The following is a 17,786-nucleotide window of genomic DNA, read 5'->3' as shown; positions in this document are numbered from 1 at the left end:
CTTTTTTTTGTCAGGCGAACCCCAAAGAAAGTATAGGACTTGCCTGAAGTGACTTTACGATTAGTTCATGTTACCTACACATGGATAGTTATATAATATTCAGTGCACCTGTTTCTAGATGAAGAAACAGGTGGTATGTTTCATTCAATTCTACTAGTACTCCTTAGTAAGGCAAGGTAGAGGAAATCTTGTGGGAAAATCAGCGTACTTATATACTTCCTGATGAATAAAAATAACGCACATTATCTTATGATTAGGGTACACTAAAGTAGAGTGAATATCCTGGGAGAGATAGTAAAAAGTAATTGGTATGGCAATGATAATAATGTCAACCTAAACCCGCCATTGCTGCTCAGTTGGACTAGATTAGATCATGCTAAATAAAACAGGCAATAAATAGCAGAACATTATTCAAGTTAACGGTAATATAATTTAGGCCTAGTGCTTCTTAAGAATAACGATTTTAAACTTGGCTGTTAACTACAGATAATGATCGGATAACTATTTAAATATTAAAGTGGAACACGCTTGCCATATCCTTACCTAATTATGTCGGCAACTAGTTCTCTAGTTTCTGTAAACAGGATCACGATATGGAGTCAGAATGTGTCAAGGAAAAAGCCGTATATAGAAAAAGAATTAAGCTGGTTATCTTTTAACGAGCGTGTTTTGCAAGAGGCAGCGGATAAAAGTAATCCGCTAATTGAGCGGATGCGGTTTTTAGGTATTTACTCCAATAATCTTGACGAATTCTATAAAGTTAGTTTTGCTGATCTGAAGCGACGCATACTAATTAGTGAAAAGAAGGGTTCACTTAGCGAATCAAACTATCTGCTCACAAAGATACAGCAGCGCGTGGTAAAATCCGAGCAGGAGTTTAATGGACTCTATAACGAGTTGCTGTTAGAGCTGGCGCGTAACCAGATATTTTTGATCAATGAATGTCAGCTTTCACCTAATCAACAAGTGTGGCTACGCCATTATTTCAAGCGCGATCTACGCCACCACATCACACCGATTCTTATCAATCATGATACGGATCTTGCTGAATTTCTAAAAGATGATTATACGTATCTTGTGGTAGAAATCATTCAGGCCGACGATACACGCTATGCTCTGCTGGAAATCCCAATTGATAAAGTTCCACGTTTCGTGAATTTGCCTTCTGAATCGCCTAGAAGGCGAAATACTATGATTATACTAGATAACATATTACGTTATTGTCTTAATGATGTTTTTAAAGGATTCTTTGATTACGATGTATTAAACGCCTATTCAATGAAGATGACACGCGATGCAGAGTACGATCTGGTAACAGAGATAGAATCGAGTCTTTTAGAGCTGATGTCCTCTAGCTTGAAACAGCGCCTGACCTCTGAGCCGGTACGTTTCGTCTATCAGCGAGATATGCCAGACACCATGGTGGCATTGCTGTGCAATAAGCTTACCATCTCAAACTACGACTCAATTGTACCGGGCGGTCGCTACCATAATTTTAAAGATTTTATCAACTTTCCATATGTCAGTAAAAGCAATCTCATTGACCATTCCCTGCCACAAATTCCCCACATTGGCTTTGATAGCTTTCGCAACGGATTCGAAGCCATTCGCGATCGCGATATCCTTCTATATTACCCTTATCACACCTTTAAGCATGTGCTTGAGATACTGCATCAGGCCTCGTTCGACCCTAGTGTGCTAGCGATTAAAATCAATATCTACCGCGTGGCAAAAGATTCGTGCATTATGGATGCGATGATGCACGCTGCATATAATGGCAAAAAAGTCACCGTGGTGGTGGAACTTCAGGCACGTTTTGACGAAGAAGCTAATATTCTTTGGGCTAAACGATTGATAGAAGCAGGTGTACACGTTATTTTCTCTGCACCAGGCTTAAAAATTCATGCTAAGTTGTTCCTTATTTCGCGCCTAGAAGGAGATGAAGTAGTCCGTTATGCTCATATTGGTACTGGCAATTTTAACGAAAAAACCGCATGCCTCTATACTGATTATTCTTTACTAACCGCTGACTCGCGCATTACTGACGAAGTCCGTAGGGTATTTAACTTTATTGAAAATCCTTATCGGCCGGTAAACTTTAAATATTTGATGGTGTCACCGCAAAATTCGCGCCAGCTGCTTTATCAGCTAGTCGATGCCGAAATTTCCAATGCACAACAGGGTCTGCCGTCTGGTATTATACTGAAAATGAATAACCTAGTGGATAAAGATTTGGTTGACAGACTCTACATCGCATCTAGCGCTGGTGTAAAAGTTAATCTTCTAGTGCGCAGTATGTGTTCACTAATTCCTGAGGTACCAGGAATTAGTGAAAATATACGTGTGATCAGTATTGTTGATCGCTATCTTGAGCACGATCGCGTCTATATTTTTGAAAATAGCGGTGATAGAAAAGTCTTTCTTTCATCTGCTGATTGGATGACACGTAATATTGATTATCGTATAGAGGTGGCCGTGTTAATTCTCGATGAGCGCATAAAACAACGTATTATGAACATTATCACAATTCTCTTTAGAGATACTGTGAAGGCACGTATTGTTGATAAAGAGTTGGGGAATCGCTATGTCGTACGCGGCAATAGTCATAAGGTTCGTTCTCAATTGGCAATTTACGATTATATCCAGAAACTGGAACAGCCTGAGTAGGCTATGCTAATTTTTCATAAAAATAGACCGAAACCGCAAGAATTTGCAGTAATAGATCTCGGTTCAAATAGCTTTCATATGGTCATCGCTCGTGTTGTTAACGGCTCTATGCAGGTGCTTAGCCGTCTGAAACAGCGAGTACATCTAGCGGATGGTCTAGATAACAAAAATTTTCTCAGTAAAGAAGCAATGGAACGTGGTCTGAAATGCTTGGCGCTATTTGCTGAACGTTTGCAGGGTATTAGCAGTAGTAATGTGACAATCGTTGGCACCCATACGTTACGTCAAGCTATCAATGTAGAAGAATTTTTGCAACGCGCGGCAGAAATCATCCCCTACTCTATTAAGGTTATTTCCGGCTGTGAAGAGGCACGACTAATTTTTATGGGAGTAGAGCATACGCAATCAGAAAAGGGCCGCAAGCTGGTAATAGACATCGGCGGTGGTTCAACAGAATTAGTAATTGGTGAAAATTTCGAACCACAGCTGGTTGCAAGCTTTTGCATGGGATGTTTCAGTTTCTCACAGCTCTATTTTCCCAATGGAGAGATCAGCTGTAACAATTTCCGGCGCGCACGCCTAGCAGCAACACAAAATCTGGAAAAACTTGCATGGCAGTATCGTCTGCACGGTTGGCGATATGCGCTTGGTGCTTCAGCCACCATAAAAACGGTATGCGAAGTGCTAGTGTCGATGGGCGAGAAAGAGAAAAGGATTACTCCTGAGAGGTTAGAGCTGCTCTATAGCAAGGTGATAAAATATAAATCCTTTAGCTCGCTGAGCTTACCTGGCTTATCCGAAGAACGTAAATCTGTGTTTGTACCAGGTCTGGCAATTATATGCGGTGTATTCGACGCACTAGTAATCCATGAGCTGCGCCTGTCGGATAGTGCGTTACGTGAAGGAGTGCTATACGAGATAGGGGGCCGATTCCAGCATCAGGATATTCGCAATCGCACGGCTCAAAGCCTAGCAACCCATTATGCAATCGATATTGATCAGGCACGCCGCGTGCTAGAAACCACGGAGAAACTTTATCTACAGTGGCGCCATCAGAATCCTAAATTGTCAAGCCTGCAGTTGTCATCTCTTCTGAAGTGGGCAACAATACTACATGAAGTAGGACTAACTATTAACCATAGTGGAATACAGCGTCATTCCGCTTATATTTTACAAAACACCAGCATGCCAGGCTTTAATCAAGAGCAGCAAATGTTGCTAGCGGCATTAGTGCGCTTCCATCGTAAAACTATCAAGCTCGATGAGCTGCCACACTTTACCCTATACAAGAAAAAACAGATCTTGCCTCTTCTGTTCCTACTACGTCTAGGTACTCTGCTCAATAACCAACGTCAAGCCACTACACGCCCTGATTCACTGAAGCTGACTACTGATAACGGACACTGGACATTGACTTTCCCAGCTGGATATTTCAATAAGAATAATCTAGTACAGAGTGACCTTGAAAATGAGCAAGTATACTGGAGAGAAGTCACTGGCTGGAAGCTGATGCTAGAAGAAGCTTGACAAGTCAGAGTTCTACTTCCGCAGTTAACGTGAACTGATGATGAAAGATTTTTCGAGCTCAACTAAGGGTTTAACGTGACCGCTTACTATTCTAACTTCTGTAGAATCGTATACTTCGAGAAGACGACCTCCCTGTGCGCGCATAACTCATATTCAAGCTGAGCCCGATAATTTGAATCTGCAGTTTTTCTAGTATTTATGCTTTTTGGCCCTTCACAACACACTAATCATGCTTCACAAGGATTAGTGGGAATATTATTCCTTAATTTTATGGTAAAAATGATAGAAAGCTAATATAATCTACTCGTTTAGCATTTAGCAATGATTAGTTGCGCTGATAGAAAGTGTACAAAATTCATTTGTTGACCAGAATGCTTACTGATTAGGTTTATTGTTTTATTTAATTGCATAGATCTTTACCCTATCTTAGTTTTAAATCTTATTAATAAAGATAATACACCAAAATCTAATCAGTGCTGCTGATTACTACTGGAATGTAATACGTTAGGCTTTTCCTGATAGGCTATATCTAGAACAATCTTGCTCTGTTATTTTTTAAAGTCTGCTATCTGATATAAAGAAGGGCTATTGTTAGACACTCCTACAATTAAATTGTCAATAGATGTCCATCCGCTCATCACCAGAGTGCAAAAAAAAAATTATTATTCCCACTCAATTGTTGCTGGTGGTTTGCCGCTAATATCATATACTACGCGGGAGATTCCGTTAACTTCATTGATAATGCGATTAGATACATGTCCGAGGAAATCATATGGTAGATAGGCCCAATGCGCAGTCATAAAATCAACAGTTTCTACCGCACGCAATGAAACAACCCACTCATATTTACGAGTGTCGCCCATTATACCGACTGAACGTACCGGTAAAAAAATGGTGAATGCCTGGCTTACTTTGTCATAGAGATCCGCTCTAAGTAGCTCTTCAATAAAAATTGCATCGGCTCGGCGCAATAGGTCACAGTACTCTTTCTTCACTTCGCCCAACACTCGTACACCAAGACCAGGGCCTGGAAATGGATGACGGTAGAGCATATCGTATGGCAGGTCAAGTTCTAAACCAATCTTACGTACTTCATCCTTGAACAGTTCCCTCAGTGGCTCAACCACACCTAGCTTCATATCTTTCGGTAATCCCCCTACATTGTGGTGCGATTTAATGACATGTGTTTTGTTGTGGGTAACAGTAGCAGATGCAGCGGATTCGATCACGTCTGGATAGATAGTACCCTGTGCCAACCATTTTACATTGGTAAGCTTGCTGGCTTCTTCTTCAAAGACTTCAACAAAGACACGACCAATGATTTTGCGCTTAGCTTCGGGATCATGTTCACCTAATAGCGCGTCGAAAAAACGCGTCTCAGCAGTAACATGAACAACGTTAAGACCGAAGTCATCACCAAACATCCCTATTACCTGCTCAGCTTCGTTTAAGCGTAATAAACCGTTATCGATAAACACGCAGGTCAGTCGGTCGCCAATCGCACGATGCAGTAACATTGCAGTAACAGAAGAATCGACTCCACCAGAGAGGCCAAGAATTACTCTATCGTTTCCTACGTGCTCAGCAATACGAGCAACTACGTCCTCAATAATTCTTACTGGCTTCCATAGCGTTTTACATTCACAGATATCGAGCACAAAACGCTCTAACATTCGTAGCCCCTGCTTTGTGTGTGTCACTTCCGGATGGAATTGAACACCGTAAAAACGTTTCTCTTCATTAGAGAAAATAGCAAAAGGACAATTTTTGGTACTAGCAACGGTGATAAAATTGGAAGGCATAGAAATCACTTTATCACTGTGGCTCATCCACACATCGAGCAATGGGTTACCCATAGCGCTGATAGAGTCTTCGATATCACGAATTAATGCGCTCTGTATTTTTACTTCTACCTGCGCATAGCCGAACTCACGTTCATTAGAGTATTCTACTTTACCACCTAGCTGTATTGCCATGGTCTGCATACCGTAGCATATGCCAAGTACTGGCACGCCTGCATTAAAAACATATTCTGGCGCGCGTGGGCTATTGAGTTCAGTGGTGCTTTGAGGTCCACCGGAAAGAATGATGCCTTTCGGATTAAAATGGCGGATCTGTTCTTCAGTAACATTCCATACCCATAGTTCGCAGTACACACCGAACTCACGTATACGTCTCGCAACTAATTGCGTATATTGAGAACCAAAATCGAGAATCAGAATTCTATGCTTATGGACATTTTCCGTTTTCATTGAGGTTTTCCCAAGACAAGCAACAACTCAATGCTAACACTAATAGCGCCTTAGATTAAACAGGAAGATAAATATTACAAAATTTAGGATCCCATCCGGTAGTTTGGGGGCTCTTTAGTAATAATCACATCATGTACATGACTTTCATTAATACTCGCACCACTGATACGTATAAACTCTGTTTTAGTGCGCAAGTCGTCAATAGTCGCGCAACCGGTTAAACCCATACATGAGCGCAATCCGCCCATTTGTTGATAAATGATCTCTTTCAGACGGCCTTTATAAGCCACACGCCCTTCAATACCTTCCGGTACCAGTTTTTCAGTAGTGTTATTGTTTTGAAAATAACGATCAGAAGAACCTTTAGACATTGCGCCCAACGAGCCCATACCGCGATACGCTTTAAAAGCGCGACCCTGATAAAGTTCGATTTCGCCAGGAGACTCTTCCGTACCAGCTAGCATAGAACCAACCATCACAGCTGACGCACCAGCAGCAAGAGCTTTAGCAATATCTCCGGAGAAACGGATGCCACCATCGGCGATAACTGAAATTCCAGTTCCTTCTAGCACTTCAACAGAATCGGATATAGCAGTAAGCTGTGGAATACCTACGCCTGTCACGATACGGGTAGTGCAGATAGACCCAGGGCCAATACCGACTTTCACAGCGCTCACGCCCGCTTTTACTAAAGCCTGTGCGCCCGCGCCGGTTGCAACGTTACCTCCGATGATATCAAGATCAGGATACTTTTCGCGGATTTCGCGAATACACTGTAGTACCCTTTCTGAATGTCCATGCGAGGAGTCAATCAGTAGAACGTCTACACCTGCAGCTATCAGTACTTTAATACGCGCTTTGTATCCTGTACCTATACCAACTGCAGCGCCGACGCGTAGACGACCCTGTGTATCTTTGCAAGCATTGGGTTTACGTTCGGCTTTCTGGAAATCCTTAACAGTGATCATACCTAGTAAATGGAAACTGTCGTCTACTACTAGTGCTTTCTCAACGCGTTTTTCATGCATTTTTTGCAGTACAACGTCACGTGATTCACCCTCTTTTACCGTTACTAGACGCTCTTTAGGTGTCATAACTGCTGTTACCGGCTGTGTAAGGTCAGTGACAAAGCGCACATCTCGACCAGTAATTATGCCGATCAATTTATTCTTTTCATTAACTACAGGATAACCAGCAAATCCGTTACGCTCAGTTAGCACTTTGACTTCCGTTAGTGTCGTGGTGGGCAATACGGTTTGCGGTCCAATTACTACACCGCTTTCATGCTTTTTCACTCTGCATACTTCTTCGGCTTGACGTTCAATAGACATATTCTTATGAATAAAACCCAAACCGCCTTCCTGCGCAAGTGCAATGGCTAGACTTGCTTCCGTCACAGTATCCATTGCGGCTGAGAGAATAGGAATATTTAGACGAATGTTTTTTGTCAGCTGAGTGCTGAGTTCTGCCGTGTTAGGTAGAACAATAGAATACGCAGGAACAAGCAAAACATCGTCAAAAGTAAGGGCTTCTTTAGTGATTTTTAGCATGGCAATATCTCAAGCTGGGGTAAGTAAGAGCAGATAAAATATTGCTGTAGTATTGTACATGCTATAATCGGTAACCTCCACAATTAATTTTAAAAGAATGTTAATTCTACTCTATAGAATATGTTACTTCGATGAATTTATTGTCTAATTTGACATTTTATCTAGGTTATACTTCTCTAGATCTATAATTATATTTTATAGACTGACGTGTGAACACCACGTGGCGGTAGCTTATAGAAGATGTGATATATATAATTATATATAATTAAGTGGAGGAGACGTGAATTCCCTTAATAACCTTTATTATATGCTGTAACGTGTTCTGCTTCTTTAATAAGAACCGTATGGTTACCCTTCGGGCTCCATACGACTAAGAAGCGGTCAGTATCTATCATTATTACACCTTATGAGCTAAGCAGCGACTATTAACTTATTAACGAAACCATGTCTATTCCATTTGCCTAGCCAAGTAGATATCATCACTTGCTCAAATGGCGCTGACATGCTACGCTATCAGAATCCCTCGTTGCGAGGTCTTAAATATTTTAAGAAAGTTAAATACACAAAAGTATTATCCTCTATTGTGCATAATGTTGGAATGATTAATTCACCCAAAGATGGTGTGATATTTATCATGGAGCGAAGTAGTATCAATAATAAATTGTGAAATATTTGATTCCATTCACCCTCTCTCCATACAGTAAAATGCTGAAAGTTATTATCGCTACTACAAAACATCTTCTGCGTTAGCAATTGCCAAGCATGGCACATCACCAAACGAGATATACCAATCCCACGTCCTAGCATCACCCTTTTAAAAAATATTAGGCGATTAATCGTGCCCAACACCGCCCACTAAGAAGACCGTGTTGGGCACGATTAAAGAGTTCAGTCAGGAGAAACATTCCGAATTCATAAAAACTCTAGAGTAGTCTACTCTGGTACAGGACCACATAAAAAGAAATCTTCTTATCCCTTGAGATATTAATAACAACGTTTATTTTTCTTCAAATGCAAGATAAAGCGCTTACGCTTACGCTTCTGTGTTGGCGTTAACAGATTACGCCTATCAGCAAACGGGTTATCGCTCTCTTTAAAAAAAATCCGGATTGGCGTACCCATCAAGTTAAGAGAACGACGATAATAGTTTATTAGATAACGCTTGTAGGAATCCGGCAGATCCTGCACCTGATTACCATGAATAACTACGACAGGGGGATTATAACCGCCAGCATGGGCATATTTCATCTTCACGCGGCGACCGCGAATGATCGGCGGCTGGTAATTTTCAGTCGCCATATGCATAATGCGCGTAAGCATCGAGGTATTAACCCGTTTAATTGAACAATCATAAGCTACATTTGCAGATTTAAAAAGACCGCTAACACCGTTACCATACAAAGCAGAGATAAAATGGATATATGCAAAATTCATGAATCCCAAACGATAGTCCAGCGTTTTCTTGACCTTCTCCTTAATCGCTTGTGTCAGGCCATCACATTTGTTCACCACAATAACTAGCGAACGACCACTGTTAAGTATAAAACTAAGTAACGACAGATCCTGATCGGAAATTCCTTGCCGTGCATCAATGACTAGCATGACAACATTAGCGTCTTTAATTGCTTGTAAAGTTTTAATAACCGAAAATTTCTCAATTGTATCGGTAATTTTACCACGTCTACGTACACCAGCGGTGTCAATAACAATATATTCGCGGCCGTCACATTCCATTGGAATGTAAATGCTGTCACGTGTAGTACCTGGCATCTCGTAAACTACCACGCGATCTTCGCCAAGAATACGGTTGATTAGCGTAGATTTTCCCACATTAGGACGTCCGACGATAGCCAGTTTGATTGGTAAAATAGTAGCGTCAAATTCTGCTTCATCTTCCGGGAGTTCACCATTTTTATCTACCTCAAGAACCATCCGATAAGATTGCTTTGTACCCTTTTTAATCAGTTTGTGCGGATTTAATTTATTCATCCACGGTAACAAAACGGTCTCCAGGAAGCTGGTAATACCGCGACCGTGAGAAGCAGCGATAGAATATATATCACCAAGGCCTAGTGAATAAAAATCAGTGATCATGGAATGAGAATCGAGTATATCGGTTTTATTTGCTACCAGGAAGGTCGGTTTCTGACGTGAACGGATATGGCAGGCAATCTGCTGATCCTCTGGCATCAGGCCCACGCGCGCGTCTAATATAAAAAGCACTACATCGGCTTCATCAATAGCCAACAGCGATTGTTTAATAGTCCTTGATTCGACACTCTCCTCTTTAGCGTTACTGATACCGCCGGTATCAATAACAATAAATTCATGCCCTTCTACTTTAGCGTAACCATATTTACGATCACGAGTCAATCCAGGAGAGTTAGCTACCAGCGCATCACGGGTACGAGTTAAACAGTTAAACAGCGTGGATTTTCCCACATTAGGACGCCCAACTAGCACGACCACAGGTATCATATTAGCAGTACCTCAATAAAAAATAACCTCCCTAATAGCCTTATCATAACAATTTTAACCATTGAATTCGGGTGGGGAAACCACAAAAATATCCTACTAACCAAAACTGAATTTTGCATGACTTTTAAAGAAACTTTAAGTCAAAAGATTGACCGTAAATACCAAATTATAAATGCTTTTTAAGCGCGTAAATATCTCCGTCTTTAGATTGAATTATTAGCTTATCGTCGGCAACAACAAAGTCACTCTGAAAGCCTTTACTACCCAATTTTTTCTGCGTTATAAAGTGACCGTCTATAGTATTGATCCCATGTAAATAGCCTTCACTGTCACCAACAATCAACCAACCGTTGAACAATATTGGCGACGTCAAAGCACGATACATTAGAGCGTTCTGAGACCAGATAGTAGCACCCCCGTCAGCAGTAAGAGCTATAACGCGATCCTCTTTATCTACTAGATAAATGTTACCATGATCAACGACTATATCTCTTACACCGCCAATTTTACGCTTCCACAGAATTTCTCCAGAACGTAGATCTAGAGCTGTCATGACATTCTTGTAACCTAATGCATAGACAACATTACCGACAATCACCGGTGTTGAGTCGATATCGTTTAGACGATCAATTTCAGTGGTTCCACCGGGTAAGGAAACTAACTGCTGCCAGATTATTTGCCCCCGCTTTATCATCACTGCGGTGACTCGGCCATTATCACCACCAACAATCGCACCACCAAAAGCTGTTGCTGGCGTGGATTCACCACGTAGAGATAGAGTTAAAGGAACATCAAGATTCAAATCCCACTTTTCTTTGCCAGTGTTCTGATCTAACCCATGTAGTGCGCCATTACTGGTATGAATTAGTACAAAACCGTCGCTAACTACTGGACACGACAGCGCCTCACTATTTAACTGTGTTTGCCATACAATGCTACCATCACTACTATTTAGAGAGAAAACCCGACCGCGCTCACTGCTAATATAAATATGATCACCTGCGACCGTAATGCCACCAGAGAGTAGAGCGGAAATATTTTTTGAGAAAAAACCGGTTTTCTCAGAAAGATCGATTCTCCATTTTTCTTTCCCGCTGAACGTATCCAGTGATTTCACTATGCCGAACCGATCAGCCGCAAATACGGAATTGCCTAGCCATGCCGGATGTAATTTAGAATAAAAATCTCCAACACCTTTACCGACTGAAGACTTCCACACCTTTTGAAGATGAACCTGGTTTTCCACCTTTGGTAAGGGGGACATTTTTATTACATCTTCTTCATAATTAAATAGCGAACAACCGCTGAGTAATGTGGTCAAAATTAGTGGTAGCACTAAATAGTTGCGTAACTCCATACACTATCCCTTGTTAACTTATCTTAAGTTATTTATTTTCATTTGCATTGTTCGTCTCAGCATTGGATAGTCATCTGACTTGATTCCTTTACTCCATGCATCGCGAGCCCCTTGCGTATCGCCTTTACTTAATAGCGCTTCGCCACGAATATCTTCCACAATGGCTTCCCAACCATCACCCTTGATAGTATCCAGTGTTCTAAGAACTGTGTCTGACTGCTTTTGTTGTTGTTGAATACGCGCCAAACGCACACTAATAATCGCCTGCAAATTAGGATCTGTGGTATTTTTCAGGCTATTCCCCAGCAAGGAAGTTGCTTTTTCAAGTTGATTAGCTTCTACATATTGTTTCGCTGCTTCTAGCGCTGCTAGCATACCATAGGTATTGCTATTTTCACTGGCAAATTTTACTGCGGCATTTAGCGTTGTAAGCGGGTTAGCTTTCATATCAGCAGTTAATTTCTGATACTGTGATGAAACTATTTTTAACAACCCTTCTTTATGGCTATGCCAATAGTGGCACGAACCAAATGCCGTAGCAATGCCAATAATCACACTTACTGCTAGAATTTTACTGTTATTGGTAAAAAAGTAATGTACCTTATACATTGTTTTTCATTATTATAAAGTCCCCCATACTCTCTCTCCTTTTTTTCTAGTTAATGCCGTCCCCATTTCTTATTGTAATAGTGTGCGCAACGCGGCAACAGCCTCCGTTTGCACCAGCGTTTGCTGGTCACCACTATGTAGATCTTTAATAACTACATGACCTGATTTAACTTCGTCTTCACCAACAACCAGCACGGCACGAGCCCCCCACTTGTTAGCACGAATGAACTGTTTCTTAAAGTGCCCACCGCCAAAATTAGTCATTAATTTTATTTCTGGCATTTCATTACGCAGTTTTTCTGCCAACTGCATGGCTGCTGATTGAACGTCTTGCCCTGAAGCAATGACATACGCATCAATAATTTGCATAGCTTTAAATGCAGGATTCACTGCCTGAACTAACAATATCAGACGCTCCATGCCTACGGCAAATCCTACAGCTGGCGTAGCGCAACCTCCTAACTGCTCGACCAGACCATCATAACGGCCACCGCCGCACACTGTAGCATGCGCACCAAGGCTTTCAGTGACCCATTCAAAGACAGTGCGATTATAGTAGTCTAAGCCGCGTACTAAACGCTGGTTCACAGTATAAGTGATTCCAGCATCATCCAATAGGGAACATAGTCCCTGGAAATGTTCACGTGATTCATCATCAAGATGATCTATTAACTGCGGTATGTAGTTAAGAAGCACCTGCACGTCAGGATTTTTACTGTCCAGCACTCGCATTGGGTTACTGTACATACGGCGCTTGCAATCTTTGTCGAGCATCTCTTTGTGCTGCTCAAGAAACGCTACCAAGGCTTCCCGGTAATTTGCTCGCGCTTTCAGAGAACCGATGGAGTTGAGTTCCAGCCGAACGAAATCAGCGATACCTAATGCTTTCCACCATCTCGCAGTCAGCATAATGAGCTCAGCATCAACGTCAGGGCCCTTCAGGCCAAAAACTTCAGCACCTATCTGATGGAACTGGCGATAACGTCCCTTCTGCGGACGTTCATATCGAAACATCGGTCCAGTATACCACAGACGCTGTTCTTGATTATAGAGGAGTCCATGTTGTATACCGGCTCTCACACATCCTGATGTGCCTTCCGGACGCAGTGTTAAGCTTTCACCTTTGCGGCTATCAAAGGTGTACATCTCCTTTTCAACCACATCGGTCACCTCGCCGATGGCGCGTTTAAACAATGAAGTCTTCTCCACGATCGGTATGCGGATTTCTCTGTAACCATAGCTGGCTAATACCTGCTTGAGAGTGTCTTCAATCTGTTGCCAAACAGATGTATCCGTTGGTAGGTAGTCGTTCATACCGCGTACCGCTTGAATATGCGTCGCCAAATTACAATCTCTTTCTTATTATAAATAAATTTTCTTTTTAAATTATAAAGTTTTTATGATAAAACCGCACCGGTTCATTAAAAAATCTGCTCGATGTAAAACGGAAATTATTTTCCTAGTTTCTGAATTTCTATACAACGGCTCTTATCTAGCATAGCTACTTTAGCCCGAATGAGTGCCTCTAGCTGGTTGATCATATCCTTGTTATCGAGACGAATATGCTGACGCATACCGTCTTCATAAAAACCACTTTTCTTATTGCCACCAGTTACTCCCAGCGTCGCCATCATGGCTTCACCTGGGCCGTTAACAACACAACCTATAATGGATACGTCCATCGACGTCTTGATATCTTCAAGACGCTGCTCAAGTATGTTCACTGTATCAATCACATCAAATTCCTGACGTGAGCAAGTTGGACAAGCGATAAAATTAATGCCTCGTGAACGGATACGCATGGACCTCAGAATATCAAATCCAACCTTTACCTCTTCTATGGGATGAGCCGCCAGTGAAATACGTAACGTATCGCCGATGCCTTCTGAAAGTAGCAGGCCAATACCAATTGCCGATTTGACCGCACCGGCACGCATGCTTCCCGCTTCAGTAATACCAACATGCAGTGGCTGATCAATCTGCTTAGCCATTAGGCGGTAAGATTCGATAGCAAGAAAAATATCTGAAGCTTTCACACTCACCTTGAATGAGTTAAAATTAAGGCGATCAAGATGATCGATATGGCGCATCGCTGATTCTAGCAGAGCTTGTGGCGTCGGCTCGCCATATTTTTTCTGAAGATCTCTTTCTAGCGAACCGGCATTAATGCCAATACGTATTGGAATATTTTTATCACGCGCACAATCTACTACCTGGCGAATACGTTCGTTTTTGCCAATATTGCCTGGATTAATACGTAAGCAATCCACACCATACTCGGCAACCTTCAGCGCGATACGATAATCAAAGTGAATGTCCGCGACTAGTGGCACATTCACGCGCTGCTTAATTAGCTTCAAAGCTTCAGCTGCATCCAACGTTGGTACAGAGACACGAACAATATCGACGCCGACGCGGTCAAGCTCTTTGATTTGATTAACAGTAGCGTCTACATCTGTTGTACGGGTATTGGTCATGGACTGAACGGAGATAGGTGCTCCGTCACCGATAGGCACCTTACCGACATAAATTCGGGATGATTTACGACGGACGATAGGTGCTTTATTATACATTTTCTTTCTCCACAATTACTCTGAGTCACTACACAGCTCATTGCACACCTAGTGTCAGGCGAGCAACCTGTTTTTTCTGAACAAAACGACTTAAATTAACCATTTTTTTCTGATATTGAATCTGTACTGCTGAGGGTACACCAATTATCAGGCGATAAGGTGCAATTCCAGAAAGATTGAGTCTATCACCATTACGTTGCATTCCGCTAAATAGTTTCTTACTGGTGGCATCAATAACCTCTACCCAGCAATCGGCTTTAAAACCCATCACAACGTGATTATAATCGATATCTGTATCAATGATAGTGTGAGCATTAGTGAGCAGTTGGTGACCGGTTAATGGCGTATTTGCCGCATTGTCAACTAGAGCTTGATTGATAGACGGGGCGATAATGTTAGTCGCTGATGTTGCAGTTGGCACCACTACATCTTTTATTTTATTCTGCTTTAAAGACTTTGCTATGTTATCTCTAGTACTATTGCCACTACCATCGAGAGTAAGCGGGATTGACTGACTGTTTTTTCTACTACTGCTGCTTTGATCGACCATGGATACCAGATCGGCTTGGGAAGCTTTGTGATTTTGCCACCACCACACGCAAGTTAGGCTAACTACCATTAATAGCAACAGCCAAGTGAAAATCATCAGCCAGCCTTCACGTTTTTTATTACACTTCCCAAATGAGAGATTCTGCATAGGCTCGATTTTCACGGTGCGTGCTGGTTGTTTCGCCATCATAGGTAGCAGTTCCTCTTCAGAAATGTGAACAAGACGCGCATAAGAACGAATATATCCACGCAAAAAAGTTGCAGCTAGATCAGCAGGTGATTTGTTTTCTTCTATATCTCGTATGGTCGAAATTTTCAAACACAGGCGCTCAGCTACATTTTGCTGCGTCAGTCCCATTTTCTCACGAGCCAAACGCAGACGCTCGCCTGTGGAATTTACTACAGAATTGTCTTGAGTAATTTCAATATTCATTAGCTAAATAACGCTAGTATTGTATCGATTATGGAAATTTCGCACCAACTATCAGTAGTCATAACATATGGCATCAGCAGATTTTCCTTTCCCGCACAAAACATATTTTAACTTTAAACGACGAGCCTTAGCAGATAGAAATTTTCTATAAATATAAAGCTCTATTAAAAACCAAAATTATGCTCCGAATTGTACAAATGTGATTTTTTGCGCTGTATCAAGCTATGCACTTTCTTCACGGGATTCGTAATTAAGCACTCGACTCAGTTTCACTGACTCGTCTAGTGTGTCATCTACCTGAATATAACAATGATCTAGATAATTCCCCACTAAACATAAGATTTGAGAGTCTCGCCCACGATATATCCATCACGTTCTTCAACGGTTGATACTCTTCGTGCATTTATTCATACCTAAATGTAGGGAATAATGGACACACTTGATTACGACACTCTAACTCAGTGAGTTGTCTGATCATCTTTTAACATTATTTCTCTCTTGAGAGATGAAGATGCACAATCTGTATGCGACATGAGTTCGCTCACCATTTTTTACGCATATTACGTTTGGTAATATTAACAACATCGCCAATGAGCTGACCGCAGGCCGCATCAATATCATCACCACGAGTTTTACGTACAATAGTGGTAAAACCATATTCTATCAATATCTTAGCAAAGCGGTCTACACGACTATTGGAGCTACGTCCATAAGGTGCTCCCGGGAAAGGATTCCATGGAATCAAATTAATTTTGCTTGGAGTATTCTTCAGTAGAGCTGCTAGCTCATGGGCATCCTCGGTGCTGTCGTTAACGTTATCCAGCATCACATATTCAATTGTGACCCGACCTTTATTGGCATTTGATTTAGCCAAATAGCGTTTCACTGCAACAAGGCACGTTTGGATATTGTATTTCTTATTAATCGGCATGATATCAGTGCGTAGTTTATCATTCGGTGCATGTAGCGAAATCGCTAGCACAACGTCGATCATATCGCCCAGCTTATCTAGAGCTGGTACAACTCCTGATGTGGAAAGCGTGACGCGGCGTTTTGAGAACCCGAAACCAAACTCATCTAACATGATTTCCATAGCTGCTACAACGTTGTTTAGATTAAGCAACGGTTCTCCCATACCCATCATTACCACATTAGTGATGGGACGCTGATCCAATACTTTAGTGTCACGAATAATTTTTGCTGCACACCATACTTGTCCAATGATCTCAGAGACGCGTAAATTACGATTAAAGCCTTGCTGTCCCGTTGAGCAAAATTTACACTCCAAAGCACAACCGACTTGTGACGAGACGCAAATCGTAGCACGATCGTCCTCAGGAATATAAACCGTCTCTACTGACTGATCGCCGACACGGATCATCCACTTGATGGTGCCGTCTCTAGAATGCATCTCTTCCACTATTTCCGGTACACTAATTTCAGAATATTGGCACAATTTATCGCGTAATACTTTATTAAGATTGGTCATCTTCTTGAAATCACGGCAGAAGTGACGGTATATCCACTTCATCACCTGATCTGCACGAAACTGTTTTTCTCCCATGGAGATAAAGAATTTACGCATCTGCTGACGGGTAAGATCCAGTAGATTAATTTTTTTACTTATTTGGGTATCTAACACGGGAAAAGTGGACAATGGTCTCACCATCTGTTCGAACATAATTTTCTCTGGTTTTGTTATTACACCTTAGACCGCTAATTTAAGGACGGAGAAGAAAACATTTTCTAAGCTTTGAGCTAAGACTACCGAAGATGCGACATTGTCTAATA

11 protein-coding genes are annotated in these 17,786 nt (G+C 41.6%); 2 read left to right on the top strand and 9 right to left on the bottom strand.

Annotated features, from left to right (window positions below):
* Positions 1–606 precede the first annotated feature (606 nt).
* Positions 607–2,667 (top strand): polyphosphate kinase 1, encoded by a 2,061-nt coding sequence (gene ppk1 / locus FD729_RS02125; protein ID WP_159931648.1) that lies wholly within the window; start codon positions 607–609, stop codon positions 2,665–2,667.
* Positions 2,668–2,670: 3 nt separating this feature from the next.
* The gene (ppx, locus tag FD729_RS02120; protein ID WP_159931647.1) at positions 2,671–4,194 is read left to right on the top strand and encodes an exopolyphosphatase; all 1,524 of its coding nucleotides are present in this window, start codon (positions 2,671–2,673) and stop codon (positions 4,192–4,194) included.
* A 662-nt stretch (positions 4,195–4,856) separates the two neighbouring features.
* Here ppx and guaA read toward each other — a convergent pair.
* The 9 genes from guaA to FD729_RS02075 all read right to left on the bottom strand — a co-directional run bounded on the left by guaA (position 4,857) and on the right by FD729_RS02075 (position 17,676).
* Entirely contained in the window at positions 4,857–6,446 is a 1,590-nt protein-coding gene (gene guaA / locus FD729_RS02115) for a glutamine-hydrolyzing GMP synthase (protein ID WP_159931646.1), read from the bottom strand.
* 83 nt (positions 6,447–6,529) lie between these two features.
* Positions 6,530–7,996, bottom strand: a complete 1,467-nt coding sequence (guaB, locus tag FD729_RS02110; RefSeq protein ID WP_159931645.1) for an IMP dehydrogenase — start codon at positions 7,994–7,996, stop codon at positions 6,530–6,532.
* 984 nt (positions 7,997–8,980) lie between these two features.
* Entirely contained in the window at positions 8,981–10,474 is a 1,494-nt protein-coding gene (gene der / locus FD729_RS02105) for a ribosome biogenesis GTPase Der (RefSeq protein ID WP_159931644.1), read from the bottom strand.
* Positions 10,475–10,640: 166 nt separating this feature from the next.
* Positions 10,641–11,831 carry an outer membrane protein assembly factor BamB gene (gene bamB, locus FD729_RS02100; protein ID WP_159931643.1) on the bottom strand — a complete coding sequence of 397 codons (1,191 nt, stop codon included), beginning with the start codon at positions 11,829–11,831 and terminating at the stop codon, positions 10,641–10,643.
* 18 nt (positions 11,832–11,849) lie between these two features.
* Positions 11,850–12,440 (bottom strand): tetratricopeptide repeat protein, encoded by a 591-nt coding sequence (locus FD729_RS02095; protein ID WP_159931642.1) that lies wholly within the window; start codon positions 12,438–12,440, stop codon positions 11,850–11,852.
* 69 nt (positions 12,441–12,509) lie between these two features.
* A complete protein-coding gene (gene hisS, locus FD729_RS02090; RefSeq protein WP_159931641.1) occupies positions 12,510–13,784 on the bottom strand; it encodes a histidine--tRNA ligase in 1,275 nt (424 codons plus the stop codon).
* Between the two features lie 107 nt (positions 13,785–13,891).
* Positions 13,892–15,013 carry a flavodoxin-dependent (E)-4-hydroxy-3-methylbut-2-enyl-diphosphate synthase gene (gene ispG / locus FD729_RS02085; RefSeq protein ID WP_159931640.1) on the bottom strand — a complete coding sequence of 374 codons (1,122 nt, stop codon included), beginning with the start codon at positions 15,011–15,013 and terminating at the stop codon, positions 13,892–13,894.
* A 37-nt stretch (positions 15,014–15,050) separates the two neighbouring features.
* The gene (gene rodZ / locus FD729_RS02080; RefSeq protein WP_159931639.1) at positions 15,051–15,995 is read right to left on the bottom strand and encodes a cytoskeleton protein RodZ; all 945 of its coding nucleotides are present in this window, start codon (positions 15,993–15,995) and stop codon (positions 15,051–15,053) included.
* Positions 15,996–16,536: 541 nt separating this feature from the next.
* Positions 16,537–17,676, bottom strand: coding sequence for a bifunctional tRNA (adenosine(37)-C2)-methyltransferase TrmG/ribosomal RNA large subunit methyltransferase RlmN (locus FD729_RS02075; protein ID WP_159931638.1), 1,140 nt, complete (start codon positions 17,674–17,676; stop codon positions 16,537–16,539).
* Between the last annotated feature and the right edge of the window lie 110 nt (positions 17,677–17,786).

The organism is Pantoea sp. Nvir (genome assembly GCF_009829915.1).
In the GTDB taxonomy this organism is placed as follows: domain Bacteria; phylum Pseudomonadota; class Gammaproteobacteria; order Enterobacterales; family Enterobacteriaceae; genus Pantoea.
This window is presented reverse-complemented; position numbering and strand designations above follow the sequence as displayed.